23 protein-coding genes are annotated in these 24,837 nt (G+C 73.4%); 11 read left to right on the top strand and 12 right to left on the bottom strand.

Annotated elements, in window-relative coordinates:
* Positions 1-68: 68 nt before the first annotated feature.
* Genes BFV98_RS23060 through BFV98_RS23050 form a run of 3 tightly spaced genes read left to right on the top strand, consistent with a single transcriptional unit; the run spans position 69 to position 3,368 of the window.
* Positions 69-1,046, top strand: coding sequence for an MmpS family transport accessory protein (locus BFV98_RS23060; protein WP_013473664.1), 978 nt, complete (start codon positions 69-71; stop codon positions 1,044-1,046).
* Between the two features lie 31 nt (positions 1,047-1,077).
* Positions 1,078-2,265: a pyridoxal phosphate-dependent aminotransferase gene (locus BFV98_RS23055; RefSeq protein ID WP_013288570.1), complete on the top strand. Its 1,188-nt coding sequence runs from the start codon at positions 1,078-1,080 to the stop codon at positions 2,263-2,265.
* Complete coding sequence (locus tag BFV98_RS23050; protein ID WP_030269383.1) at positions 2,262-3,368, top strand: low specificity L-threonine aldolase; 1,107 nt, start codon at positions 2,262-2,264, stop codon at positions 3,366-3,368. The genes BFV98_RS23055 and BFV98_RS23050 overlap by 4 nt, the downstream gene beginning before the upstream one ends.
* A gap of 57 nt (positions 3,369-3,425) precedes the next feature.
* On the opposite strand, the gene glmM is transcribed toward BFV98_RS23050, so the two are convergent.
* The 6 genes from glmM to BFV98_RS23020 form a co-directional block, all read right to left on the bottom strand.
* Positions 3,426-4,781 (bottom strand): phosphoglucosamine mutase, encoded by a 1,356-nt coding sequence (gene glmM, locus BFV98_RS23045; protein WP_013473666.1) that lies wholly within the window; start codon positions 4,779-4,781, stop codon positions 3,426-3,428.
* Between the two features lie 116 nt (positions 4,782-4,897).
* Entirely contained in the window at positions 4,898-5,362 is a 465-nt protein-coding gene (rpsI, locus tag BFV98_RS23040; RefSeq protein WP_013288573.1) for a 30S ribosomal protein S9, read from the bottom strand.
* A gap of 20 nt (positions 5,363-5,382) precedes the next feature.
* Positions 5,383-5,826 carry a 50S ribosomal protein L13 gene (rplM, locus tag BFV98_RS23035; protein WP_013288574.1) on the bottom strand — a complete coding sequence of 148 codons (444 nt, stop codon included), beginning with the start codon at positions 5,824-5,826 and terminating at the stop codon, positions 5,383-5,385.
* A gap of 209 nt (positions 5,827-6,035) precedes the next feature.
* Positions 6,036-7,403 (bottom strand): MFS transporter, encoded by a 1,368-nt coding sequence (locus tag BFV98_RS23030; RefSeq protein WP_071097775.1) that lies wholly within the window; start codon positions 7,401-7,403, stop codon positions 6,036-6,038.
* 122 nt (positions 7,404-7,525) lie between these two features.
* Positions 7,526-7,819 carry a type II toxin-antitoxin system PemK/MazF family toxin gene (locus tag BFV98_RS23025; protein ID WP_030269379.1) on the bottom strand — a complete coding sequence of 98 codons (294 nt, stop codon included), beginning with the start codon at positions 7,817-7,819 and terminating at the stop codon, positions 7,526-7,528.
* The gene (locus BFV98_RS23020; RefSeq protein ID WP_030269378.1) at positions 7,809-8,066 is read right to left on the bottom strand and encodes a DUF6364 family protein; all 258 of its coding nucleotides are present in this window, start codon (positions 8,064-8,066) and stop codon (positions 7,809-7,811) included. The genes BFV98_RS23025 and BFV98_RS23020 overlap by 11 nt, the downstream gene beginning before the upstream one ends.
* A gap of 178 nt (positions 8,067-8,244) precedes the next feature.
* Between BFV98_RS23020 and BFV98_RS23015 the strand changes: the two genes are divergently transcribed.
* The gene (locus BFV98_RS23015; RefSeq protein WP_013288578.1) at positions 8,245-8,712 is read left to right on the top strand and encodes a helix-turn-helix domain-containing protein; all 468 of its coding nucleotides are present in this window, start codon (positions 8,245-8,247) and stop codon (positions 8,710-8,712) included.
* A 40-nt stretch (positions 8,713-8,752) separates the two neighbouring features.
* Positions 8,753-9,352 carry a PIN domain-containing protein gene (locus BFV98_RS23010; RefSeq protein WP_083395310.1) on the top strand — a complete coding sequence of 200 codons (600 nt, stop codon included), beginning with the start codon at positions 8,753-8,755 and terminating at the stop codon, positions 9,350-9,352.
* Here the strand turns inward: BFV98_RS23010 and BFV98_RS23005 are convergent.
* Positions 9,325-10,035 (bottom strand): class I SAM-dependent methyltransferase, encoded by a 711-nt coding sequence (locus BFV98_RS23005; protein WP_013288580.1) that lies wholly within the window; start codon positions 10,033-10,035, stop codon positions 9,325-9,327. The two genes, BFV98_RS23010 and BFV98_RS23005, sit on opposite strands and share 28 nt — an antisense overlap.
* A 146-nt stretch (positions 10,036-10,181) precedes the next feature.
* Between BFV98_RS23005 and BFV98_RS23000 the strand changes: the two genes are divergently transcribed.
* From BFV98_RS23000 to BFV98_RS22980, 5 genes are read left to right on the top strand one after another with little or no spacing between them, the layout of a single operon-like run.
* A complete protein-coding gene (locus tag BFV98_RS23000; RefSeq protein WP_071097774.1) occupies positions 10,182-12,293 on the top strand; it encodes a molybdopterin oxidoreductase family protein in 2,112 nt (703 codons plus the stop codon).
* Entirely contained in the window at positions 12,290-13,774 is a 1,485-nt protein-coding gene (locus tag BFV98_RS22995; protein WP_071097772.1) for an FAD-dependent oxidoreductase, read from the top strand. Before BFV98_RS23000 ends, BFV98_RS22995 begins: the two co-directional genes overlap by 4 nt.
* Positions 13,771-16,293, top strand: coding sequence for a nitrite reductase large subunit NirB (nirB, locus tag BFV98_RS22990; RefSeq protein ID WP_071097770.1), 2,523 nt, complete (start codon positions 13,771-13,773; stop codon positions 16,291-16,293). The genes BFV98_RS22995 and nirB overlap by 4 nt, the downstream gene beginning before the upstream one ends.
* A complete protein-coding gene (gene nirD / locus BFV98_RS22985; RefSeq protein ID WP_013288584.1) occupies positions 16,290-16,637 on the top strand; it encodes a nitrite reductase small subunit NirD in 348 nt (115 codons plus the stop codon). The genes nirB and nirD overlap by 4 nt, the downstream gene beginning before the upstream one ends.
* The gene (locus BFV98_RS22980) at positions 16,637-17,725 is read left to right on the top strand and encodes a uroporphyrinogen-III synthase (protein WP_013288585.1); all 1,089 of its coding nucleotides are present in this window, start codon (positions 16,637-16,639) and stop codon (positions 17,723-17,725) included. Before nirD ends, BFV98_RS22980 begins: the two co-directional genes overlap by 1 nt.
* Before the next feature lie 11 nt (positions 17,726-17,736).
* Here BFV98_RS22980 and BFV98_RS22975 read toward each other — a convergent pair whose 3' ends face one another.
* From BFV98_RS22975 to BFV98_RS22960, 4 genes are all read right to left on the bottom strand, one after another.
* Entirely contained in the window at positions 17,737-18,354 is a 618-nt protein-coding gene (locus tag BFV98_RS22975; RefSeq protein WP_013288586.1) for an ATP/GTP-binding protein, read from the bottom strand.
* Positions 18,335-18,697, bottom strand: coding sequence for a DUF742 domain-containing protein (locus tag BFV98_RS22970; RefSeq protein WP_013288587.1), 363 nt, complete (start codon positions 18,695-18,697; stop codon positions 18,335-18,337). The genes BFV98_RS22975 and BFV98_RS22970 overlap by 20 nt, the downstream gene beginning before the upstream one ends.
* Positions 18,698-18,759: 62 nt before the next feature.
* The gene (locus BFV98_RS22965; RefSeq protein ID WP_013288588.1) at positions 18,760-19,167 is read right to left on the bottom strand and encodes a roadblock/LC7 domain-containing protein; all 408 of its coding nucleotides are present in this window, start codon (positions 19,165-19,167) and stop codon (positions 18,760-18,762) included.
* Entirely contained in the window at positions 19,164-22,220 is a 3,057-nt protein-coding gene (locus BFV98_RS22960; protein ID WP_071097768.1) for a nitrate- and nitrite sensing domain-containing protein, read from the bottom strand. Before BFV98_RS22960 ends, BFV98_RS22965 begins: the two co-directional genes overlap by 4 nt.
* 447 nt (positions 22,221-22,667) lie before the next feature.
* On the opposite strand from BFV98_RS22960, the gene BFV98_RS22955 reads away from it, so the two are divergent.
* On the top strand, positions 22,668-23,849 hold the full coding sequence (locus BFV98_RS22955) for an ABC transporter substrate-binding protein (RefSeq protein ID WP_071097767.1): 1,182 nt from the start codon (positions 22,668-22,670) through the stop codon (positions 23,847-23,849).
* A 161-nt stretch (positions 23,850-24,010) separates the two neighbouring features.
* Here the strand turns inward: BFV98_RS22955 and BFV98_RS22950 are convergent, their stop codons facing one another.
* Complete coding sequence (locus tag BFV98_RS22950) at positions 24,011-24,781, bottom strand: ABC transporter permease (protein ID WP_244879790.1); 771 nt, start codon at positions 24,779-24,781, stop codon at positions 24,011-24,013.
* Positions 24,782-24,837 lie beyond the last annotated feature (56 nt).

The raw sequence follows: 24,837 nt of genomic DNA, 5'->3' as shown, positions 1-24,837 counted from the left end.
GGCCGGGCGCCGTCCCCCGGCCCCACCGTTCCGCGGTCGTCCGCGCCGTACCCCTGTGAGCTGAGCCCATGTCCGAGACGACCCCCGCCCCCGAACCGGCCTCCGGACCGAGCGACCCGACCGCCGCGCCGGCCACGCCGCAGCCCTCGTCCTGGACGCCGCCGGACCCGTTGGCCGCCCCGCAGCCGTGGACGCCGCCCGCGCCCTGGTCGCCGCCCCCGGCACCGAGCCCGTGGGCGGCAGCCGGCCCGGAGAGCGCGTCCGGAACCGACCCGGCCTCGTCCCCGAGCGGCACGGGCCGGCCGGTGGGCGAACCGGGGTGGGCGGCTCCGGCCGACCCGGCCGCCACGCCACGCCCGGCCGTCCCACCGGCCTCCGGCGATCCGCAGGCCCCAGGCTTCCCGGCCACGCCCGGCTGGCCGTCCCAGCCCGGCGTCCCGGACTTCTCGGCACAGCCGGCCTGGACACCGGGCGCCTACCCGCCCGGCCCTCACAAATCCGGGTCCTACCCGCCCGGGCCCTACCCGCCGCCGTACGCGTATCCGGGCATGCCGCCGCGCCGCAGCGGCGGCGGCTGGGTGGCCGGTCTGGTGATCGGCATCGTCACCGTCCTCGCACTGATCGTCTGCGGCTGCGTCGGGCTGTCCTTCCTCGGCCGCTCCATGACCGACGGGACGGCCTCCGGCGACCGGTACGACGGGCCGCTGTACGGCGAGCCCGACGGATGGGCCGACGAGCCCACCGGTCCCCCGGCCCGACCGGTCACCACCCCGTCCGGCGGACCCGGCAGGTTCACCGTCCTGTACGAGGTCACAGCCACCGACGGCGAGGCGGAGGTGCAGTTCTACGACGCGGACGCGAACTTCCACCAGCCCGGCGCCGTGGACACGCCCTGGCGGCTGAGCCTCACCGCGAACGACCGCGAGCGGGTGCAGATCATCGCGAGCCCCGTCGAGTCCGGCGAGGTGACCTGCCGGATCACCGTCAACGGCAAGGTCGTCTCCACGGACTCGGGCGAGTACGGCGCGACCTGCTTCGGCTGGTGAGCGGTCGGCGGCGGGCCGTAGGCTGGCCGCCGTGACGACGACCGATCCCCTGGTGGCCCGGATGCGGCCGTTCGGCACCACCGTCTTCGCCGAGATGTCCGCGCTGGCCGTGCGCACCGGCGCGGTCAACCTCGGGCAGGGCTTCCCGGACACCGACGGCCCGCCGGAGATGCTCGCCGCCGCGGCCGAGGCGCTGCGTACCGGCCACAACCAGTACCCGCCCGGCCCGGGGATCCCCGCGCTGCGCGCCGCCGTCGCCGGGCACCAGCGCCGGTTCTGGGGCCTGGAGTACGACCCGGACGGCGAGATCGTCGTGACGGCCGGCGCCACCGAGGCGGTCGCGGCGAGCATCCTCGCGCTCTGCGAGCCGGGTGACGAGGTGATCTGCTTCGAGCCGTACTACGACTCGTACGCCGCCTCGATCGCGCTCGCCGGCGCGGTCCGCCGCCCGGTGACGCTGCGGCCCGGCCCCGACGGCAGGTACGCGTTCGACCCGGACGAGCTGCGCGCCGCGTTCGGGCCACGTACCCGGCTGGTGCTGCTGAACTCGCCGCACAACCCGACCGGCAAGGTCTTCACCGCCGACGAGCTGACGACGGTGGCCGAGCTGTGCCGGGAACACGACGTGTACGCGGTCACCGACGAGGTCTACGAGCACCTGGTGTTCACCGACGCCGCCGCGCCGCACGTACCGCTGGCCACGCTGCCGGGCATGCGGGAGCGGACGCTGCGCATCTCGTCGGCCGGCAAGACGTTCTCCTGCACCGGCTGGAAGGTCGGCTGGGTGAGCGGCCCCGCGCCGCTGGTGGCGGCGGTGCTGCGGGTGAAGCAGTTCCTCACGTTCGTCAACGCCGGGCCGCTGCAACCGGCGGTGGCTGTGGCGCTCGGGCTGCCGGACGCGTACTTCACCGGGTTCCGGGACGACATGCAACGCCGCCGGGACCAGCTCGCCGCCGGGCTGGCCGACGCCGGGTTCGGCGTGCTCGCGCCGGAGGGCACCTACTTCGTCACCGCCGACGTCACGCCGCTGCGCGGCCGGGACGGGGTGGAGTTCTGCCGGGCGCTGCCGGAGCGCTGCGGCGTGGTGGCGGTGCCGACGCAGGTGTTCTACGACGACGTGGAGGCCGGGCGCCGGCTGATCCGGTTCGCGTTCTGCAAACGGCCGGAGGTGCTGGCCGAGGCGGTGACCCGGCTGCGCCGGCTCCGGGCGGACGGATGAGCGACGAGCAGGCCACGCGGCTGCGCCGGTTCACCGCCCAGCGTGGCTGCGACACGATGCTCTCCGGCGTACGCCCGGCCTCCGTACGGGAACAGCTCGCCGCGCTCGATCAGGTGGCCGGGGACGACCCGCCCGACCTGTACGGCGAGGGCGGGCCGGTGGCGGAGCTGGAGCTGCGGGTCGCCGAGCTGCTCGGCGCGGAGGCTGCCGCGTTCTTCCCGTCGGGCACGATGGCGCAGCAGGTGGCCATGCGTCACGGGGCGGAGCTGACCGGCCGCGCCGGTGTCGGCCTGCACCCGCTCAGCCATCCGCTGACGCACGAGCGGGACGCGTACGCGCTGCTCGCCGGCGTACGCGCGGTGCGCACCACGAGCGCGCCGCGCAACCCGACTGCCGACGAGGTGGCGGCGCTCGACGAGCCGATCGGCACACTCTTCCTGGAGTTGCCGCTGCGGGACGCCGGGTTCGTGCTGCCGACCTGGGACGAGCTGGTGGCCGTCGTCGCGGCGGCCCGCGCCGGCGGTGCCCGGGTGCACTTCGACGGGGCCCGGCTCTGGGAGTCGTCAGTCCATCTGGGCTACTCGCCGGCCGAGATCGCGGCGCTGGCCGACAGCACGTACGTCTCGTTCTACAAGTCGCTGGGCGGCATCTCCGGTGCCGCGCTGGCCGGCGACGCGGACCTGATCCGGTACGCGCGTGCCTGGCGGCACCGCTACGGCGGCACGCTGTTCCAGCAGTGGCCGGCGGCGCTCGCAGCGCTCGCCGGGCTGACCCGGGAGCTGCCCCGCCTCCCCGGGTACGTGGTGCACGCCCGGGTGGTGGCCGAGGCGCTGGCCGCCCTGCCCGGCGCCCGGGTGTACCCGGCGCCGCCGCACACCCACCAGTTCCGGTTCTGGCTGCCGTACCCGGCGGCCGTGCTCGACGCGGCGAACCTGGCGCTGGCCGAGGAGGAACGCGCGTGGTTCGTCGGCGGCTGGCGGGACACCGAGGTACCCGGGCTGGCGCTGGCCGAGGTGACCGTGGCCGGGCCGGCGCAGGAGCTGGACGCCGGCGCGGTGGCCGACCTGGCCGCCCGCTTCCTGCGCCGGGTCCAGGCGAACTGACCGCCGCGTCCGGCCGAGCTGACCGGCGAGGAGGAAGAGCAGGCGGCCCCGGGTCGGTCAGGCGACCGGGCTGGCGGTGCGGACCTGCTCGGCGATGCGCTCGGCGACCTCGCGGGCGGTGTCCTCGGTGGCCGCCTCGACCATGACCCGCACCAGCGGCTCGGTGCCGGACGGGCGCAGCAGCACCCGGCCGGTCTCGCCCAGCTCCGCCTCGGCGCGCTCGACCTCGGCCCGGACGGCCGGTGCGGCGGCGCCGACGGTACGGTCGCCGACCGGCACGTTGATCAGCACCTGGGGCAGCTTGGTGACCACGGCGGCCAGCTCGGCCAGCGAGGTGCCGGTGGCGGCCATCCGCGCCATCAGGTGCAGGCCGGTCAGCACGCCGTCGCCGGTGGTGGCGTACGCGGGCAGCACGATGTGGCCGCTCTGCTCGCCGCCGAGCGCCAGGCCGGAGGCGCGCAGCTCCTCCAGCACGTACCGGTCGCCGACCTTGGTCTCGACCAGCCGGATGCCGTGCTCGGACATGGCCAGCCGGAGACCGAGGTTGCTCATCACTGTGGCGACCAGGGTGTCCTGGGTCAGCTCGCCGGCGTCCCGCATGGCCAGCGCGAGGATCGCCATGACCTGGTCGCCGTCGACCTCGTTCCCGTCGGCGGTGACCGCGACGCAGCGGTCGGCGTCGCCGTCGTGGGCGATGCCGAGGTGGGCGCCGTGCTCGACCACCGCGGCGCGCAGCGCCTCGATGTGGTTCGAGCCGCACTCGTCGTTGATGTTGAGCCCGTCCGGCTCGGCGTGGATGGCGATCACCTCGGCGCCGGCCTCCCGGTAGGCGACCGGTGCGACGTCGGCGGCCGCGCCGTTGGCGCAGTCGACCACGACCTTGATCCCGTCGAGGCGGTGCGGCACGGTGCCGACCAGGTGCTGCACGTAGTGGTCGGCGCCGTCGAGCAGGTCGTGCACGCGGCCGACACCGGCGCCGACGGGGCGCTTCCAGGCGGTGGTGGCGTTCGCCTTCACCGCCTCCTCGATCCGCATCTCGATCTCGTCGGGCAGCTTGTGCCCGCCGGCGGCGAACAGCTTGATGCCGTTGTCCGGCATCGGGTTGTGCGAGGCGGAGAGCATCACGCCCAGGTCGGCCTTTGCCTCGGCGGTGAGGAACGCCACCGCCGGGGTGGGCAGCACGCCGACCCGGACCACGTTGGCGCCGGCGCTGGTGAGCCCGGCGACCACCGCCGCCTCCAGCATCTCGCCGCTGGCCCGGGTGTCCCGGCCGACCACCGCGAGCGGCGGATGGCTCTTGTCGGTTTCGGCCAGCGTGTGGGCTGCGGCCACCGCGACCGCAAGCGCCAACTCCGGGGTGAGATCCGCGTTCGCCCGCCCGCGTACGCCGTCCGTGCCGAACAACCGGCCCATACCCGCCAACCTCCGTGGAACTGCCGATGAGAGGAGAAACGCGGAACGGCCGGTCCGCCTCCCGGATGGGGGAGGCGAACCGGCCGTCCGTCAGAAGTACAAGACGCTTGTGGTGATCAGCGCTTCGAGTACTGGGGAGCCTTACGGGCCTTCTTGAGGCCGTACTTCTTGCTCTCCTTGACCCGGGCGTCACGGGTCAGGAAGCCGGCCTTCTTCAGGGCCGGGCGGTCGTCGGGCTCGCTGACGATCAGCGCCCGGGCGATGGCGAGCCGCAGCGCACCGGCCTGGCCGGTGGTGCCGCCGCCACGCAGGTTGGCGATCACGTCGAACGCCTCGGGCTTCTCGGCGGTGACCAGCGGGTCCTTGATGAGCTGCTGGTGCACCTTGCTCGGGAAGTAGGCCTCGAGGTCGCGGCCGTTGCAGGTGATCTTGCCGCTGCCCGGGATGATCCGGACCCGGACGATGGCTTCCTTGCGCCGACCCACGGTCTGGATCGGGCGGTCACCACGGGGCGCGCGCGCGACGGGCGCCGGCGCCTCGGTGGCCTCGGGGGCGACCTCGGTGGCGGTGATGTCGGTCATGCTGCTTCCTTCGCCCGCGCTCACTGCGCGATCTGCTTGATCTCGAACGGCACCGGCTGCTGCGCGGTGTGCGGGTGCTCGGCACCGGCGTAGACCTTCAGCTTCTTGAGAAGCTGACGGCCCAGCTTGTTGTGCGGGAGCATGCCCTTCACGGCCAGCTCGATGGCCCGCTCGGGCCGCTTGGTGAGCAGCTCGTCGTAGCCGACCCGCTTCAGGCCACCCGGGTAACCGGAGTGGCGGTAAGCGACCTTGGTCTGACGCTTGTTGCCGGTCAGCGCGACCTTGCCCGCGTTCACGATGACGACGAAGTCGCCCGTGTCGACGTGCGGCGCGAAAGTCGGCTTGTGCTTGCCACGCAGGAGCGTGGCGGCGTGGGTCGCCAGGCGGCCCAGCACGACATCAGAGGCGTCGATGACGTGCCACTGACGCTCGATCTCACCCGGCTTCGGGCTGTACGTACGCACAGGTCTACCTTGTCTCGTCGTCGGTCTGGGGTCGCGCGCCGAGGTGACCAGGAGTACCCAGCCGGACCAGCGCGCACGAACGACCAAGCGTACCTGATGCGGCACGCCTAAGAATGTCGTACAACAGCAGGCAACGATACCCGGCCGCCCTGCGGCAGGTCAAAACGGGGTCGCGCCGCGCGTGGCCTGCGGGTTCGTCATGGCACAGGTCACACGCCGACCAGCGTACGCGGTCCGGGGCGCAGGTAGACCACCCAGGTCACCACGAAACAGAGCGCGTACCAGCCGATGAAGGCCAGGTAGGCGGCGTCGGCGGTGCCGGAGGTCAGGAACGACTGCCGGAACGCCACGTTCACCAGCACCCCGCCCGAGGCGCCGACCGCCCCGGCGATGCCGATCACCGCGCCGGACAGGCGCCGGGCCCGCCGCTGCGCCGCCTCCGGGTCGCCGGTCAGCTCACTCTCCGCGACGGCCCGGGCCCGGAAGATCGCCGGGATCATCTTGTACGTGGAGCCGTTGCCGATCCCGGAGAAGACGAACAGCGCCAGGAACCCGGCCAGGTAGAGCGGGAACGACTTCTCCCTGGCGGCGTACAGCACCAGCCCGGCCCCGGCGGCCATCGCGACGAAGTTCCAGAACGTGACCCGCGCCCCGCCCAGCCGGTCGGCGAGCTGACCGCCCACCGGCCGGATCAGCGACCCGATCAGCGGCCCCAGGAAGGTCAGCCAGGCCGCGTCCACGGGGGTCGGGAACCGGTCGTGGAACTGGAGCTGGAGCACCTGGCCGAAGGCGAACCCGAAGCCGATGAACGAGCCGAACGTGCCCACGTAGAGCAGCGACATCACCCAGGTGTGCGGGTCGCGGGCCGCCGCGCGCAGCGCGCCCGGCTCGTTGCGCGCCCCCGGCACGTTGTCCAGCCACCGGGCCGCGGCCAGCGCGGCCAGCACGATCAGCGGCAGGTAGACCGCCGGCACGAGCCGGGGGTACGCGGCGCCGGCGGTCGCCAGCACCGCCAGCCCCACCAGTTGCACGGCCGGTACGCCCAGGTTGCCGCCGCCGGCGTTGAGCCCCAGCGCCCGGCCCTTGAGCCGCTCCGGGAAGAACAGGTTGATGTTCGCCATCGACGAGGCGAAGTTGCCGCCGCCGACGCCGGACAGGCAGGCCAGCACCATCAGCGTGGCGTACGACACCCCGGGCTCGATCAGCACGGCCATCGGCACCGCCGGCACCAGCAGCAGCAGGGCGCTCACGATGGTCCAGTTCCGGCCGCCGAAGCGGGCCACCGCCAGCGTGTACGGCAGCCGCAGCACCGCCCCCAGCGCGGCCGGTACGGCGGTGAGCAGGAACTTCCCGGCCGGGTCGATGCCGTACTCGGGGCCCAGGAACAGCACCGTGACGGACCAGAGGCTCCACACCGAGAAGCCGACGTGCTCGGCGAAGATCGAGACGTACAGGTTGCGCCGGGCGACCCGGGCGCCACCGGCCGCCCAGAACGCCGGGTCCTCCGGCCGCCATTCGGTGAGCCGGCCGGCGGTGGTGGCCGGAGGCGTGGTCGGTGCGGAAACGAGCGTGCTCACGGGCGACTCCTCCTCGTCGATGACGAGGCGACGCTCTCAGCCCGTGGTTTCCCCGGCGTGCCCCGCACGCGTCGGCCCGGCAACGGAGATCGCACGTCCGCCGGACGGCGCCGGTGAGGCGGTCACAGCTCCTGGAGGATCCGCAGCGCCCGGCCGACCCGCTGCATGGTCTCGGTGTCCGCCACGTCCACGCACTCGGTGAACCACTTCTTCATCGGCGAGGAGATCCGGTCGGGCATCACCACGTACGCGCCCATCGGCACGGCGAGCGGCGAGTCGCGCAGCAGCGACTCCTCGACCACCTCGGCCACGATCACGATCGGTACCGCAGTGGCGTTGTAGACGTCGGAGCTGATCACCAGGCCGAACCGCTCCCGGGCGCCGGAGATGCGCCAGACCTCACCCCTACGCAGCACGCGGACGCCCGCCGAACAGGGCGTCGTCGACGAGCGCGACCTCCTGGGCGTCGGCCAGGGCGGCGGCTTCCAGGTCCAGGCCGGCACGGCCGACCGCGTCGGCGTGCGCGGTGAAGACCTCGCGCAGCGCCTTCTCCCGGGCGGCCTGGTCCATCCAGGCGGAGAGGGAGAGCCCTTCCCGCTTGGCGAACCGGCGCGCCTCCTCGATCGTCTCGTCGGAGAACGACAGCGTCACCTTGGCGGTCATGCCGCGAAGACTACCCATCGGTATGACCGCCAGTCATCCTCGTCCCCGCCGATCGCGGAATCGGACACCTGCAGGTGAAACAAGCGAAGCCGGTTGCGGATATTGCACTTGGGGGCGACGATAGAGCAGGTCCGAACGGCTGGGACGACACAAGCCGCATCTGCCACAGGGAGCCGTCATGAGCCTCAGCACCGGCATGGCCGCCTCGGTCATGCCCACCGAGGGAGCGGAGCGCCAGAAGGCGGCCGCCATGGAGGAGTTCCTCGTGCGGCACCCCCTCGCCGCGGGCGGAGGCGTGGCCCGCCTCGTCTCGGCGGACGGCGAAGAGGTCGAGGTGCCCGCCCAGATGTTCGACGTCCTCCATCAGATCTCGGCGATGCTCGCCCGCGGCGACGGCGTCGCGATCAGCGCCATCTCCCGCGAACTGACGACGACCGAGGCGGCGAAGCTGCTCGGCATGTCCCGCCCCACACTCGTTCGCCTCCTGGAGAACGGGTCGATCGCGTCCCACCGGGTCGGCAGCCACCGGCGCCTCTTCCTCCGCGACGTCCTCGCATTCCGGCAACGGCAGATGGAGGAGCGACGGAAGTCGTACGAGGCCTTGATGTGGGAATCCGACGCGCTGGGTTTCACCGACGACGTGTAGTTCCGGGCCCGGCCAGGGGGCGCTGGGTAGGGTGTCCACTGTGATCCCCAGCGCCCCACTGGTGTTCCTGGACGCGAACATTCTCTATTCCAGGACCCTTCGCGACTGGATCAGCCTTCTCGCGCTCGAAGGCGACTGCACCGTCTTCGATCTGCGGTACAGCGAGGACGTTCTGGCGGAATGGATGTATCGCCTGCGCCGTAAGCGGCCCGAGCATTCCGAGCAGGCGATCGGCGGGCAGCGACGCCGCTTCGTCCAGGCGTTCCCGTACGGCCTCGTCACCGGCTATTCGCCGAACGACGTTCCGTGCCCGCCGGACCCGGACGACCGGCACGTGCTGGCCGCCGCCGTCCACGGCCGCGCCGACATCCTGGTGACCGACGACCGGCGCGCCTTTCCGCCGGAATGCGTACGGGAATCGCTGTCGGTCCGCACCGGCGACGAGTTCCTCAACTGGGTGGCCGACCGTTCGATGCCTCTGGTCATGAGAACGTTGGCGCGGCAGATCGACTACTACCGGCGCAGCCTGGTCGCCGAGGACAAGGACGCGGTCGAACTGATCGCCCACCTACGGAAGGCCGGCGCGTCCCGTTTCGCCGATCGGCTCGAGAATCACCTCGCCGATCCGTCCGGCCGCTGACCGCCGAAGACCGCGAAACGCCATTCCTTGAAGAAGCAGTCCACGTCCACCAGGCCCGCCTCGGTCAGCCAGCGACACTGCTCGGCCACCGGGGCCGGCCGGTCGTGCCGCATCCGCTCCCGGGCGCCGGCGATCTCCTCGGCGTCGGAGCCCAGCTCGGTGATCCGCGCCGTCCACACCTCGTCGTAGCGGCGATCCAGCGCGGGGGTCGGCCCGGCGACCTGCTCGGCGTTGACGAACACCCCGCCGGGGACGAGCGCGTCGGCGGCCCGCTTGTACAGCGCCCGCTTGCCCTCGTCGTCGAGGTGGTGGATGGCCAGCGCGGAGACCACCGCGTCGTACCGGCCGGCGGGCAGCGGACCGGCCAGGTCGGCGTGGACGGTGCGGTGCGGCACGCCACGGGCGTCCAGGTGCCCGGCGGCCACCGCGAGCATTCCGGGGGCGCCGTCCACGAGCGTCAGGCGGACCCCGGGGACGGCCGCGGTCAGCAGCAGGGACAGCAGGCCGGTGCCCGCGCCCAGGTCCAGCACCTCGGGGGTACGCCCGGCGGCGAGCGCGGCGCGCAGCGGGGGTGCGGCCACCTCGACAGCGGTGCCGTAGAAGGCGTCGAAGCAGGGCACAAGGCGGCGCCGGGCCTGGTCGTAGCTGCCGGCCACCGCGTCGAACGCGTCCGCCACGCTCATCATGCCTCCCGTTATATGAGATAGTTGTCTCACATTCTAAGCCCCGCGGAGCGTCTCGTCACCCTCGTGCGGTGTGAAGCGCTCGTGACAGGACCGAAACAGAGCAGACCCGGACCGGAAACCGCCCGAGGGCACGCTTTTCCGACATGACAGACGGTGCACGCACGGCGACGCGAACGGGGTCACGCCTCGTCGAGGCCGCCACGCACTGCCCGTACTGCGCGTTGCAGTGCGGCATGGTGCTACGCGCCACCGGCGACGGTGTCGAGGTCGGCGCCCGCGACTTCCCCACCAACCGGGGCGGGCTCTGCCAGAAGGGCTGGACCGCCGCCGACCTGCTCGACCACCCGGACCGGCTCACCACCCCGCTGCTGCGCGACCGGCCCGGCGGCGAGCTGCGCCCGGCGACCTGGGACGAGGCGCTCGACCGCGTCGCCGCCGGGGTCGAGGACGTGCAGCACCGCCATGGGCCGGACGCGGTGGCGGTCTTCGGCGGCGGCGGGCTCACCAACGAGAAGGCGTACGCACTGGGCCGCTTCGCCCGGGTGACGCTGCGGACCCGGCACATCGACTACAACGGGCGCTGGTGCATGTCGTCGGCCGCCGCAGCCGGGAACCGGGCGTTCGGGATCGACCGGGGACTGCCGTTCCCGCTCGCCGACCTCGGGCACGCGGACACGCTGCTGCTGGTCGGCGCGAACCCGGCCGAGACCATGCCGCCGCTGATGCGGCACGTCGCCGACCTGCGGGAACGCGGCGGCCGGCTGATCGTTGTCGACCCGCGCGCCACCGCCACCGCGCGCCAGGCCGACCTGCACCTGCAACCCCTGCCCGGCACCGACCTCGCGGTGGCGAACGCGCTGCTGCACATCGCGCTCACCGAGGGCTGGCTGGACCGCGCGTACGTGGCGGAGCGGACCACCGGATTCGACGACGTCCGGCGGACGGTGGCCGGCTACTGGCCGACGGAGGTGGAACGGCTCTCCGGCGTGCCGGTGGCCGACCTGTACGCGACCGCCCGCGCACTCGCCACTGTGGACCGCGCGGTCGTCCTCACCGCCCGGGGCGCCGAGCAGCACGCCAAGGGCGTCGACACGGTCACCGCCTTCATCAACCTGGCGCTCGCCCTGGGCCTGCCCGGCCGCCCCGGCTCCGGCTACGGCTGCCTGACCGGGCAGGGCAACGGGCAGGGTGGCCGGGAACACGGGCAGAAGGCCGATCAGCTTCCCGGCTACCGGCGCATCGACGACCCGGCGGCCCGCGAGCACGTCGCCGGGGTGTGGGGCGTCGAACCGGACTCGCTACCCGGGCCGGGGGTGCCGGCGTACCAGCTCCTCGACGCGCTCGGCACGCCGTCCGGCGCGCGGGCGCTGCTGGTGTTCGGTTCCAACCCGGTCGTGTCCGCGCCCCGCGCCGCGCGGGTCGAGTCCCGGCTGCGCGCCCTGGACCTGCTCGTGGTGGCGGACTTCGTCCGTTCCGAGACGGCCGAGCTGGCCGACGTGGTGCTGCCGGTCGCCCAGTGGGCCGAGGAGGACGGGACGATGACCAATCTGGAGGGCCGGGTGCTGCGCCGCCGGGCGCTGCGCGAACCACCCGCCGGGGTCCGTACCGAGCTGGAGATCCTCGCCGCGCTCGCCGAACGGCTGACCGGGGGCGGGACGCCGCTGCCGGCCGACCCGCGCGAGGTGTTCGCGGAGCTGGGCCGGGCCTCGGCCGGCGGGCCGGCCGACTACGCCGGGATCACCTGGGACCGGATCGACGCCGACACCGGCGTGTTCTGGCCCTGTCCGGACCGGGACGGCCCGGACACGCCCCGGCTGTTCGCCGACCGCTTCCCCACCCCGGACGGCCGGGCCCGGTTCCATCCGGTGACCCACCGGCCGGCCGCCGAGCCGGTGTGCGCCGACTACCCGCTGCACTTCACCACCGGGCGGGTGCTCGCGCAGTACCAGTCCGGCGCGCAGACCCGGCGGGTGGCCGCGCTGCGCCGCGCCGCACCGGGCGGCTTCGTCGAGCTGCACCCCGACCTGGCAGCACGGATCGGCGTGGCCGAGGGCGCGCCGGTACGTGTGGTCTCCCGCCGGGGTGAGTTGTGCGCACCGGCCCGGCTGAGCACGGCGATCCGGCCGGACACCGTCTTCGCGCCGTTCCACTGGCCCGGCGCGCAACGCGCCAACTCGGTCACCAACGACGCGCTCGACCCGGTCTCCGGGATGCCCGAGTTCAAGATCTGCGCGGTCCGGGTAGAGCCGGCATGAACGAACGCATCGTCGTCGTCGGCTACGGCATGGCCGGCGCCCGGCTCGCCGCCGAGCTGCACGCACGCGGCGGGAACCACTCGATCACAGTGCTCGGGGCGGAGCCGCACCGCGCGTACAACCGGATCATGCTCTCCACGCTGCTCGCCGGACGCATCGGCGAGCCGGACGTGGAGCTTGTCGAAGCCGTCGGGCCGGGCGTCGAGGTCCGCACCGGCGCGGCGGTCACCGCGGTGGACCGGGCCGCCGGCGAGGTGGTCACCGACGACGGCGAGCGGCACGGGTACGACCACCTGGTGCTCGCCACCGGCAGCCGGGCCGTGGTGCCGCCGCTGCCGGGCCTCGCCCCGCTGCCCGAGCGGGTCGTCCCGTTCCGCACGCTCGGCGACTGCCGGCGGATCCTCGCCGCCGCCGAGGGCGCGCGGCGCGTGGTCGTGCTCGGCGGCGGGCTGCTGGGTCTGGAGGCGGCCCGCGGGCTGGCCGCCCGAGGGCTCGACGTGACTGTGGTCCACCCGGTCGGGCACCTGATGGAACGCCAGCTCGACCCGCCGGCCGGCGCGGTCCTCGCGGGCACGCTCGCCGGCCTGGGCGTCCGGTCCCGGCTCGGGGTGCCGGCCACCGCCGTGAGCGCCGGCGCCGACGGCGTCCGCCTGCACCTGGGCGACGCCGGGACGCTCGACGCCGACCTGCTGGTGCTCTGCTGCGGGGTACGCCCCGACACCGCGCTCGCCGCCGCGGCCGGGCTCGCCGTCGAGCGGGGCGTGGTGGTGGACGACCGGATGCGGACGAGCGACCGGCGGATCTCGGCGATCGGCGACTGCGCCCAGCACGACGGGACGTTGACCGGGCTTGTCGCGCCGGCCTGGGCGCAGGCCCGGGTGGTGGCCGACGTGCTGACCGGCACGGACCCGCTGGCCCGGTACCGGCCCCGCCCGGCGGTGACCCGGCTCAAGGCGGCCGGTATCGACCTGGCCGCGATGGGCGACGTGGACGGGACCGGCGACCCGGGCGGGCCGGTCGAGGAGCTGACCTTCGCCGACCCGGCCCGGGGCACCTACGCCCGGCTGCGCATCCGGGACGAGCGGCTGACCGGCGCGATCCTGCTCGGTGACAACCCGGCGGTCGGCACCGTGGTGCAGCTGTTCGACAGGGGCGCGCCGGTGCCGGCGGACCGGCGTTCGCTGCTGCTCGGCCGGGCGTTCGGCGAGGCGCCGGCCGGTCCGGCCGCGTCACCGGCGCTGATGCCGGACGCCGCGACCGTGTGCCGGTGCAACGACGTGAGCAAGGGCGCCCTGGTGGCGTGCTGGCGGGCGGGCGCCCGGACGGCGGCGGAGCTGTCCGCGGAGACCCGGGCCGCCACCGGCTGCGGCAGTTGCCGGGACGCGGTGGCCGGCATCGCCGCCTGGCTCGCCGAGGTGGACCCGCCCACGGACGAGACACGCGACAGCGAGACGGATCGCGAGACGGTGGAGGTGTCATGAACGAGCGGCTGGTGGTGGTCGGCAACGGCATGGTGGGGCAGCGCTTCGTCGAGGCGCTGCGGGCCCGGGACACCGACGGGCGGTGGCGGGTCACGGTGCTCGCCGAGGAGCGGCGCCCGGCGTACGACCGGGTGCGGCTCTCGGCCGTGTTCGACGGGGTGGACGCCGGTGAGCTGAACCTGCACACGCCCGACGCCGGAGTGGACCTGCGACTCGGCGAACCGGCCACCGGCGTCGACCGGGCACGGCGGGTGGTGACCACGGCGGCCGGCGAGTACCCGTACGACGCGCTGGTGCTGGCCACCGGCTCGTACGCGTTCGTGCCGCCGGTCGACGGCACCGATCTGCCGGGCGTCTTCGTCTACCGGACACTCGACGACCTGGCCGCGATCCGGGAGCACGCACGGGGCCGCCGTACCGGCGCGGTGATCGGTGGCGGGCTGCTCGGGCTGGAGGCGGCGAACGCGCTGCGGCTGCTCGGGCTCGTCACGAGCGTTGTCGAGTTCGCGCCCCGGCTGATGCCGGTGCAGGTGGACGAGGCGGGCGGCGCGATGCTCCGCCGCTACGTCGAGGAACTGGACGTCACGCCGTACCTCGGGGTGGCCACCACGGCGCTGCGTCCCGGCCCGGACGGCACGGTGGCCGCGCTCGACCTGGCCGACGGCCGCAGCCTCGACGCGGAGCTGGTGGTGGTCGCCGCCGGGATCCGGCCGCGCGACGAACTGGCCCGGATGGCCGGGCTGCCGCTGGGCCCGCGCGGCGGCGTGCTGGTGGACACGGCCTGCCGGACCGCCGACGAGCGGATCTGGGCGGTCGGCGAGTGCGCGGCGGTCGACGGGGTCTGCCACGGTCTGGTCGCGCCCGGGTACGCCACCGCCGAGGTGGTCGCGGACCGGCTGCTCGGCGGCGCTGCGACGTTCCCCGGCGCGGACACCGCCACGAAACTCAAGCTGCTCGGCGTGGACGTGGCCTCGTTCGGTGACGCGCACGGCGTCACCCCCGGCTGCCTCGACGTGACGTACACCGACCCGGCCACCCGCTCGTACGCGAAGCTGGTCCTCTCCGACGACGCGCGGACGCTGCTCGGCGGCGTGCTGGTCGGGGACGCGAGCGCGTACCCGGCGTTGCGCGCCAGTGTCGGCGGACCGCTGCCCGCTCCCCCGCTGGCGTTGCTGGCGCCGGCCGGCGGCGCGGGCGCCGGTGCGGGCGCGTTGCCCGCCACCGCGCAGGTCTGCTCCTGCAACGCGGTGACCCGGGCCGACCTGGACGCGGCGATCGCCGGTGGGGCGACCGACGTGCCGGCGCTGAAGGCGTGCACCCGCGCCGGTACGAGCTGCGGCTCCTGCGTGCCGATGCTGAAGCAGCTGCTGGACGCCGCCGGGGTACGCCAGTCGACGGCGCTGTGCGAGCACTTCGACCACAGCCGGCAGGAGCTGTTCGACCTGATCCGGGTGCGGGGCATCAGCACGTTCTCCCGGCTCGTCGCCGAGCACGGGCGCGGCAGCGGGTGCGACATCTGCAAGCCGGTGGTGGCCTCGATCCTGGCCTCGCTCGGCACCGGGCACGTGCTCGACGGCGAGCAGGCGTCGCTCCAGGACACAAACGACCACTTCCTGGCCAACCTGCAACGCGACGGCAGCTACTCGGTGGTGCCCCGGATCCCCGGCGGGGAGATCACCCCGGAGAAGCTGATCGCGATCGGTGAGGTGGCGCGCGACTTCCGGCTCTACACGAAGATCACCGGTGGGCAGCGGATCGACCTGTTCGGCGCCCGGGTCGACCAGTTGCCGCAGATCTGGCGCCGGCTCGTCGACGCGGGCTTCGAGTCGGGTCACGCGTACGGCAAGGCGCTGCGCACCGTGAAGTCGTGCGTGGGCGACACGTGGTGCCGCTACGGCGTGCAGGACTCGGTGGGGCTCGCGGTCGCGCTGGAGCTGCGCTACCGGGGCCTGCGCGCGCCGCACAAGCTCAAGTCGGCGGTGTCCGGCTGCGCCCGGGAGTGCGCCGAGGCCCGGAGCAAGGACTTCGGCGTCATCGCCACCGAGACCGGCTGGAACCTGTACGTCGGCGGCAACGGCGGTTTCCGGCCCCGGCACGCCGACCTGTTCGCCACCGACCTGAGCACCGCGGAACTGGTCACCCTGATCGACCGGTTCCTCATGTACTACATCCGCACCGCCGACCGGTTGCAGCGCACCGCCGCCTGGATCGAGGCCATGGACGGCGGCCTGGACCACCTCCGGTCGGTGCTCGTGGACGACTCGCTCGGGCTCTGCGCCGACCTCGACGCGGCCATGGCCCGGCACGTCACGAGCTACTCCGACGAGTGGCGCGACGTCCTGGAGGACCCGGACCGGCTGCGCCGCTTCACCTCCTTCGTCAACGCGCCCGAGGTGCCCGACCCGTCCATCACGTTCACCCAGGAGCGGGGCCAGCCGGTGCCGGCCCGGGGCGCGCCCCCGGACGGCGGACACCGCCGCCAGCCCGTCGCGCTGGGCCTGCCGGAGGTACGCCGATGAGCCCCGTCGTAACGCTGGACTGGACCCCGGTCTGCCCGCTGGACCGGCTCGACCCCGACCGGGGCGTGGCCGCCCTCGTCGACGGCGTACAGGTGGCGGTCTTCCGTACCGCGAACGGGCTGTACGCGGTGGACAACCTCGACCCGGTCGGCGGCGCGTACGTCATGTCCCGGGGTCTGGTGGGCAGCCGGGGCGGCGTGCCCACGCTCGCCTCACCGCTGCACAAGCAGGTCTACGACCTCACCACCGGGCGGTGCCTGGACCTACCGGGCGTGACGCTGCGCCGGCATCCGGTGCGCTGCCGGGACGGCCTGGTCGAGGTGCGGTTACGGCAGGAGGAATGATGCGGGACGAGCTGGCCGGCTTCACCATCGGGGTCACCGCCGACCGGCGGCGCGACGAACTGGCCGCGCTGCTCCAGCGGCGCGGTGCGCGGGTGGTGCTCGCCCCGGCGCTGCGGATCGTCCCGCTGGCCGACGACACCGACCTGCGTGAGGCCACCCGGGCCTGCCTGGAACACCCGCCGGACGTGCTGATGGCCAACACCGGCATCGGCATGCGGGGCTGGCTGGAGGCGGCTGAGGGCTGGGGGCTGGCCGAGCCGCTGCGCACCACGCTCGCCCGCGCGTACGTGGTGTCCCGCGGTCCGAAGGCGACCGGCGCGATCCGTGCCGCCGGGCTGCGCGAGCACTGGTCCCCGGATTCGGAGAGCTGCGACGAGGTGGTCGAGCACCTGGTCCGGCGCGGGGTGGCCGGCCAGGTCGTGGCGATGCAGCTGCACGGCGAGCGGCAGCCCGAGTGCGCCGACGCGCTGGTGGCGGCCGGCGCCACGGTGATCGAGGTGCCGGTGTACCGGTGGGCGCCGCCGGCCGACCCGGCGCCGCTGCACCGGCTCATCGACCTGGTGGCCGGGCGTCTCGTCGATGCGGTCACGTTCACCTCGGCCCCGGCGGCCGAGGCGCTGCTGCGCGCGGCCGGGGACCGTACCGAGACGGTGCTGGAGGCGCTGCGCGGCGACGTGCTGGCCGGGTGCGTCGGCACCGTCACCGCCGAGCCGCTGGTGCGGCGCGGGGTGCCGGTGAGCGCGCCGAGCCGGGCCCGGCTGGGTGCCCTGGTCCGCACCATCGTCGAGGAGCTGCCCCGGCGCACGGTCTCGGTGAAGGCGGCCGGGCACGTGCTGACGCTGCGCGGGCACGCCGCGGTGGTCGACGGGGAGCTGCGCCAGCTGGCGCCGGCGCCGATGGCGGTGCTGCGGGCGCTCGCCGCGTCGCCGGGGAAGGTGCTCTCCCGCACCGCGCTGCTGCGGACGCTGCCACGTGGCGCCGACGAGCACGCGGTGGAGATGGCGGTCGCCCGCCTGCGGGCGGGGCTGACGGCGCCCCGCGTGGTGCAGACGGTGGTCAAGCGGGGGTACCGCCTGCGGGTCGACTGACCCGCAGGCGGTCAGCCCACCGAGGCCGGGTAGCCGTGCTCGGCCTGGAGGCGGAGCATCGCGTGCTCGACCACCGTGACCAGCACCTGCTTGACCGAGTCCCGCTGGCGGGCGTCGCACAGGACCATCGGCACGTCCGGGGAGATGGCGAGCGCCTCCCGGACCTCCTCCAGCTCGTAGTGCGGCGCGTCGCCGAAGCGGTTCAACGCCACGACGTACGGCAGCTTGCGGTTCTCGAAGTAGTCCAGCGGCGCGAACGCGTCGGTGATCCGGCGGGTGTCCACCAGCACCGCCGCGCCCACCGCGCCCCGGATGATCTCGTCCCACATGAACCAGAAGCGGGTCTGGCCCGGCGTGCCGAACAGGTAGAGGATCAGGTCCTCGGCCATGGTGATACGGCCGAAGTCCATGGCGACCGTTGTGGTCTCCTTGCCCGGCACCTTCGACGCGTCGTCGATGCCCACGCCGGCCGCTGTCATCAGCGCCTCGGTGGTCAGCGGCTGGATCTCGGAGATCGCTCCGACAAGTGTCGTCTTGCCCACGCCGAAGCCACCCGCGATCACGATCTTCGCGGAGATGATCTCCCGGCCGCGGTTCACCCCGTCGGGGTCATAGTTCGCGAAGTCCACTTAGCACCCTTCCAAGCAGGTTCATCCGCGCCGCGAAACCCGTCGCGGGAGCGGCAGTGTGTAGCGTCAGCAGGCCCTCGGCCACCATGTCGGCGACCAGCACCCGGGTGACGCCCAGCGGCATCCGGGTGTAAGCGGCGATTTCCGCAAGCGACTGCGCCCGGCCCTCACAGACCGAGGAGATGCGGTACTTGTCGTGCCCGGCGAAGCGCGCCTCGGCCGACTGCGTCGGCGTGCTCGACAGCACCGCTTCGAGCGCGATGTTCTGCAACGGCTCGGTGCGGCCCCGGGTGACCGCGTACGGCCGCACCAGCGCGCCACGTGGATCACGTCGCGGGTCCATCTCGCGATCACCTCCCCTCGTTCGGAGCCGCACCGGCTCCGGTCGTCAGCTCCCCGGTCCGATCAGGACCGGACCGCGTCTCTCGGCAGCGGGACCAGTGCCTGGCCGACCCGCTCGACCAGCAGCGCCATCTCGTAACCCACCTGGCCGACGTCGCAGCTGCGCGCCGCGAGGACGGCCATCGACGATCCGTCGCTGATGGACATCAGGAACAGGTAGCCGCTGTCCATCTCGATGACGGTCTGCAACACCCCGCCGGCGCTGAACATCCGCGCCGCGCCCTCGGTCAGGCTCACCACGCCGGAGGTGATCGCGGCGAGCTGGTCGGCCCGGTCACCGGGCAGGTCCCGGGAGGAGGCGAGCAGCAGCCCGTCCGCGGACACCGCCACCACGTGCGCGATACCCGCAACGCTGTCGGCGAAGTTGGTGAGAAGCCACCCCATGTCCTGCATGGCCGCCGGCCTGTTCATCGGTTCGTCTCCTTGGTCGAGGTGCTGTTCAGGTCGGCGCCGGCCGTACGGCCCCGCTGGACGCCACGGTGGTAGGCGGAGAGCAGACCGCGTACCTCGTCCGGCGTGCGCCGGCTGCGGTCCCGGCCGCTCTTCGGCTCTATCCCGCCGGGCACGAGCTGGGCCTGCGGCACCCGCTTGGGCAGCCCGGAGCGGGTGGTGCCGCCGGTGGTGGGCTCCGCGGCACGGCTGGCCCGGGACCAGCCCTCGTCGGCCGCCGTACGCCAGGCCTCCGGGTCGATCGGCGGCGCGGGCGCGGGCGCGGCGGCGGGTGGCGCCGGGGGCGGCGTCGCGGCCGCCGGCGGCGTGGACGGCACCTCCGGCGGGCTGTACGCGGACGGCGCGGTCGACGTGGTCAGCCCCGACGCCTGGGCCCCCGGGGTACGGGTGGGCAGCTTCGGACGCGCCGGCGCCGCTGGGGGCGCCACCGCCGGCTGTGCCGGCGCGGGCGGCTCGTCGAACGTGGGACGGGTGAAGATGGTGGTCTCGTCCTCTCCGTGCGAACGGAACCAGACCGCCTCCATCTCACGGAATATCGGCGCCTCGGCCCGCTGCTCGGGCCGGGCCACCACCGGCGTCGCCGGGGTGCTCTCCACCGCCGGCGCCGCCGCGAGCGGCTGGTAGGCCGGAGGCGCGGCCTGGGTCGCGGGTTGCGCGGTCTCGACACCCGGCGTCCGCTTGGGCAGCGGGTCGAGCGCGGGGTACGCCACCGTCGGTCCCCCGGCCGACCAGCCTGCTCCGGAGACCGGAGCCGGCGCGGTAGCGGGCGCCGCCGCCACCGGAGCGGGTGCCGCCACGGTGGGCAGCGCACCGGTCGCCCCACCCAGCTGTACGGCGGGCGTGGTGTCGCGCGTCTCGCCGGGCGTCTGCCACCGCGACGGCGGAGCGGTGGTCGCCCCGCGCCACTGGTCGGCGAGCGTCGCCGTGGCCGCACCCCGCCCGGCGCCGGCCAGCGCGTCGGCGGCGCCGACCTGGCTGAGCGGCGACTGTTCGACGGCGAGCGGCTGACGCGGCCGGGTCAGCGGGGCCTGGCCCCGGTTGGCCGGCAGCACCACTGTCGAGTTCGGCAGCGTGACCTGGGCGACTGTGCCGCCCTCGACGTTGCGGCGCAGCTCGACGCGGATCCCGTAGCGGGAGGCGAGCCGGCTCACCACGGCCAGACCCATCAGCCGGAACGCGGCCACGTCGACGGTCGGCGGCGCGGCCAGTCGCCGGTTGAGCGAGTCGAGCTGGTCGTCGCTGAGGCCCAGACCGCGGTCCTCGATCTGGATCAGCACGTAGTCGCGGATCCGGCGGCCGTCGGCCACCACCGTGGTGTTCGGCGGCGAGAACCGGGTGGCGTTGTCGAGCAGCTCGGCGACCAGCCGGACGACGTCGTTGACGGCGTGCGCGGCCACCGAGATGTCGGTGTCGACGGTGCCGAACTCGATCCGGTTGTAGAGCTCGACCTCGGACTGCGCGGCGCGCAGCACGTCGACCAGGAGCGCGTCGTCGCGACGCGGTACGGCCGAGTCGGCGCCGGCGAGCACCAGCAGGTTCTCGTCGTTGCGGCGCATCCGGGTGGCCAGGTGGTCCAGCTCGAACAGCTGCGCCAGCCGCTTCGGGTCCTCCTCGGAACGCTCGATCGCGTCCAGCTCACCGATCATCCGGTCGACCAGGCTCTGCGAGCGGCGGGCCAGGTTGAGGAACATCGCCGAGACGCTCGTCCGCAGCGCGGCCTGCTCGGCCGCGACCCGGACCGCCTCCCGGTGGACCACGTTGAAGGCCACAGCCACCTGACCGACCTCGTCGCGGTTGCTCAGCTTGATCGGATCCCGTACCTGCTGGACGATCTCGTCCACACCGCCGTCACCGATGGCGTTGACGTTCTGGAGCCGGCTCACCGCGTCCGGCAGGTCGTGGTTCGCCACGGCGAGCGCGCCCTCGCGCAGCCGGCGCAGCGAGTCGTTGAGCGAGCGGGCGAGCACCACGGCGAGCGTCACCGCGACCGCGAGCGTGAGCAGCACGAGCAGGCTCTCCACGATCGCCTGCCGGATCACGTCGGCGCGTGCCTCGTCGGCGTCGGCCAGCATGTCGTCCAGGAGCTGGATCTCGGCCCACCGCATCAGGTCGTCGACCGCGCCGATGGCGGCTGATGCCTCGTCGCGGGTGACCAGCGCCTGACGCCCGATGGACCGGGAGATGTCGCCCGCGACCCGGTCGGCGAGCTGGACGGCGTCACCGGAGACGGTGCGGTCCACCAGGGCCCGCTGGCTCGGCGTCGCGGACCGGGAGAAGGTGAGCAGCGCCTCCTGCTGACCCGTCAGCGTGGCCACGAAGGACGAGAACTGCTCCTCGTCGATCCTTCCGCCGTCGAGGGCGGTGAAGGCCACCGCCTGCTCCTCGGCCACCTCGGCCTTGGCGTGGGCGAACGCGGCCACCGCGCGGCGGGCGTCGGCCAGGCTGTCCGCGCCCGGCTGCTGGGCCAGGGCGTCGCTGTACGCGACCAGGTCGTCCAGCACGATGCCGTAGCGCAGGCTCGCCTCGGCCACCGGCATCTGCAGCCGGTCCAGCACCTCCTGGCGGGTGCCGTTCAACGTGGACAGATGGGCGTCGATCACCTTGAGCTGGTTGCTGATCGCGCCCGTCACGTCGCCGAGCTTGCCCCGCTCGTCCTGGTACGCCGCGATGCGCTCGTCGGTCTGGCGCACCCGCAGGTTGTACGCGTCCGGCTTCTGGTTCGGGTCGGCCAGGAAGACCGCCGCCGCCATGCGCTCCTTGTGCAGGTCCTGGGTGAGCGCCGCGATGTCGACCGACACCGCGCTCAGCGACCGGACCTGGTCCGCCTCGTACGCGCCCTGGCCCACCGAGATGAGTCGGATAGTTGCCAGCGCGATGACAGCTGCGACCGGAACGACCAGGATGAGGGCGAGCTTGGAGCGGATCCGCGCGTCGCGCAGCCTGGGCAGGAGCCGGCGCCGGTTCCGCTGTTCGGCGTTGGGGCTCCCGGGCAGGGTCGTAGGTCCGGTGCTCACGACATCGCCTCCGTCGTTTCTTCCACGCGTGACCCGCTGACCCGTGCCTGGTGCAGCGGCCAGCGCCACGCGCGGCACGGCCGCGATTTCATCAGACGAGATCCTGTTTGGGAAGCCGCGGTGAGGCAGGAAACGGTCGCGGTCGACGCAACCCGTGATCCGATCACCTAATACCTTCTTTTCTCCGACCCCCTGATCAGGGGATGTCACTCCAGAGTGGTCACACGCATCTGTGCAGTAATTGTCAGTTAATGTTCCGTGTCCCCAGCATGTGGGATGGCTGTCCCGAAACAGCACTCGACGGCCCGGCTTGACCACAGGCCCCGGCATTGGCAAGGTTTTGCAGGCTTCGCGCACACCGTACGGCAAACCAATCCCGTTCCTCCACTGAGGACGGACGAGCGGCGGTGATCGGGCGTCGGCCCGCGCCGCACCTGGAGGACTGAGTTGAGCCCCATCCGCTCCGCGCGCATCGCGGCGCTCGCATCGGCCGTGCTGGCCACCACGCTCACCGGCTGCGGGATCGGCGGGGAACCGCAGGACACCAGCCCGATCGTGATCGCCGCCGACCTGGAACTCTCCGGCGCCTCGGCGCCGGTCGGCAAGGTCTACCAACGGGCTCTGGAACTGAAGGTCGAGCAGTTGAACGCCTCGGGCGCACTGGGCGGCCGGAAGATCGATCTGCGGGTCAAGGACAACCGCTCGGACGCCGCGGAATCCTTGCGGAACATCAATGATTTCAGCGGTGACTCACGGGTGAGCGCCGTCATCATGGGCGGTTGCAACGAATGCGCCGTCGGCGCGGCCCGCACGATCGGTGAGAAGCGCATTCCGACGATCGCACTCGCGTCGTCGAGCGCGGTCACCGAGCCGGTGGCCGAGCGCCGATATGTCTTCAAGCTCGCCCCGAACGCCACCGACAGCGCCGCCGCGCTCGCCGCGGAACTGGACCGGCGCGGCGTCCGCAAGGTGGCCTTGCTGCACAGCGCCGAGGGTTACGGCCAGGAAGGGCTCACCGCCCTGCGCCGCGAACTGAGCAAGACCACGGTCAAGCTGGTCGGCAACGAGTCGGTGCGCGCCACCGACACCGAGGTCGGCACGCAGATCAACGAGCTGATCGCCCGCAAGCCGCAGGCCCTGGTCCTGTGGACCACGCCGGAGCAGGCGACGCTCGCCGCCACCACCGCCCGGCAGAGCAAGTTCCGCGGCTCGCTGTTCTTCGACGCCACGGCCGCCGGCGACCTCTTCCTCGGCCCGTCGGCCCGCTCCACCGAGGAGGCCACGCTGATCTTCACCCAGACCATGGTGATCGACGACGTGATCGCCACCACCCCGGCGAAGGCCGCGCGCCGGCAGTGGTTCCAGGACTACACCGCCCGGTTCGGCGGCTACAACGGCTTCTCCTCGTTCGCGGCGGACGCGGTCCAGCTGATCGCCGACGCCGAGCAGCAGGCCGGCGGCGAGCCGGGCAAGGTCGACCGGGACGCGCTGCGTGACGTGCTGGAGACCTCGCAGCTCGACGGGCTGTCCGGGCCGATCCGGATGACGCCGGACAACCACTCCGGGTTGATGCCGCAGGCGTTGACGACGCTGGTGGCTCGTGGTGGTCGTTGGCGGCTCGCTGGTTAGTCACTGTTGGGGGCGTGGCCCCACCGCAACCGGCTCCGGGCGGTCAGGCTTGATCCCTGCGCCGGTTGCGGTGGGGCCACGCCTGTCGTGGTCGGCCGCCATCCGTGGGTTGAGGTTTTCCTTCTGGATTCTCGGTCGACGTCGGGTTCTCGGGTCAGTGGCTAGCGGGCTGAGGTGGTGGCCCGCACCCAGGGCAGGGCCAGCCGCTCGACCAGGCTCAGGACGGCGTAGAGCACGATGCTCATCAGCGCCACCAGCACGATCGCAGCCCAGGCGGTCGCGGTGTCACCGACGCCGTTGTACTGGAGGATCTGGTAACCCAGACCCGGACGGTCGGAGTAGAACTCCCCGATCACCGCGCCGATCGCGGCCAGCGGCATGGCCACCTTGAGCCCCACGAAGATCTGCGGCAGCGCCGCCGGGAAGCGCACCTTGCGGAACGACTGCCACCACGAGGCGTTGAGCGACCGGCCCAGCTCCGCCAGGTCCGCCGGGGTGGTGGTCAGACCGGTGGCGGTGGAGAGCACGATCGGGAAGAAGCAGAGCAGGAACACCATGGTCAGGATGGGTTTCTGCCCCCAGCCCACCGCGACCACGAGCAGCGGCCCGAACGCGATCTTCGGGACCGCGTTCACCGCCACCAGCAGCGGCGCGAACATCCGCTCCACCCGGCGGGAGGCGGCCAGCGCCATCCCGATCAGCACCCCGGCCGCCGACGAGAGCAGGAAGCCGAACACTGTCATCCAGGTGGTGATGCCCAGCGCGGGCAGCAGCACCTCGGTGGTGCCGGCGAGGGACTTCCCCACCGCCTGCGGCGGGGGCAGCGCGGCCGGGTGCACCAGGCTCAGGCCCGAGGTGACCAGCCACCAGGCCGCCACCGCGATCACCAGTCCCAGCGCCGGCAATCCGACCGCCGCCGGGCGTACGGCCATCCCGCGCCGGACCGCCGGGCGCGGCGGCGCCTCCGGCCGGGCCTCGGTCGACTGTG

This window comes from Micromonospora sp. WMMB235, from assembly GCF_001855515.1.
Lineage (GTDB): Bacteria > Actinomycetota > Actinomycetes > Mycobacteriales > Micromonosporaceae > Micromonospora > Micromonospora aurantiaca.
Note: the sequence above shows the minus strand (reverse complement) of the source record. Positions and strands in the feature narration are given on the sequence as shown.

Bases quoted from the DNA above. Each gene is read 5' to 3' on its own strand.
- BFV98_RS23060 (WP_013473664.1), top strand. From the start codon at position 69: ATGTCCGAGACGACCCCCGCCCCCGAACCGGCCTCCGGACCGAGCGAC.
- BFV98_RS23050 (WP_030269383.1), top strand. From the start codon at position 2,262: ATGAGCGACGAGCAGGCCACGCGGCTGCGCCGGTTCACCGCCCAGCGT.
- glmM (WP_013473666.1), bottom strand. From the start codon at position 4,781: ATGGGCCGGTTGTTCGGCACGGACGGCGTACGCGGGCGGGCGAACGCG.
- rpsI (WP_013288573.1), bottom strand. From the start codon at position 5,362: ATGACCGACATCACCGCCACCGAGGTCGCCCCCGAGGCCACCGAGGCG.
- BFV98_RS23020 (WP_030269378.1), bottom strand. From the start codon at position 8,066: ATGACCGCCAAGGTGACGCTGTCGTTCTCCGACGAGACGATCGAGGAG.
- BFV98_RS23015 (WP_013288578.1), top strand. From the start codon at position 8,245: ATGAGCCTCAGCACCGGCATGGCCGCCTCGGTCATGCCCACCGAGGGA.
- BFV98_RS23005 (WP_013288580.1), bottom strand. From the start codon at position 10,035: ATGAGCGTGGCGGACGCGTTCGACGCGGTGGCCGGCAGCTACGACCAG.
- BFV98_RS23000 (WP_071097774.1), top strand. From the start codon at position 10,182: ATGACAGACGGTGCACGCACGGCGACGCGAACGGGGTCACGCCTCGTC.
- BFV98_RS22995 (WP_071097772.1), top strand. From the start codon at position 12,290: ATGAACGAACGCATCGTCGTCGTCGGCTACGGCATGGCCGGCGCCCGG.
- nirB (WP_071097770.1), top strand. From the start codon at position 13,771: ATGAACGAGCGGCTGGTGGTGGTCGGCAACGGCATGGTGGGGCAGCGC.
- nirD (WP_013288584.1), top strand. From the start codon at position 16,290: ATGAGCCCCGTCGTAACGCTGGACTGGACCCCGGTCTGCCCGCTGGAC.
- BFV98_RS22980 (WP_013288585.1), top strand. From the start codon at position 16,637: ATGCGGGACGAGCTGGCCGGCTTCACCATCGGGGTCACCGCCGACCGG.
- BFV98_RS22970 (WP_013288587.1), bottom strand. From the start codon at position 18,697: ATGGACCCGCGACGTGATCCACGTGGCGCGCTGGTGCGGCCGTACGCG.
- BFV98_RS22965 (WP_013288588.1), bottom strand. From the start codon at position 19,167: ATGAACAGGCCGGCGGCCATGCAGGACATGGGGTGGCTTCTCACCAAC.
- BFV98_RS22950 (WP_244879790.1), bottom strand. From the start codon at position 24,781: ATGGCCGTACGCCCGGCGGCGGTCGGATTGCCGGCGCTGGGACTGGTG.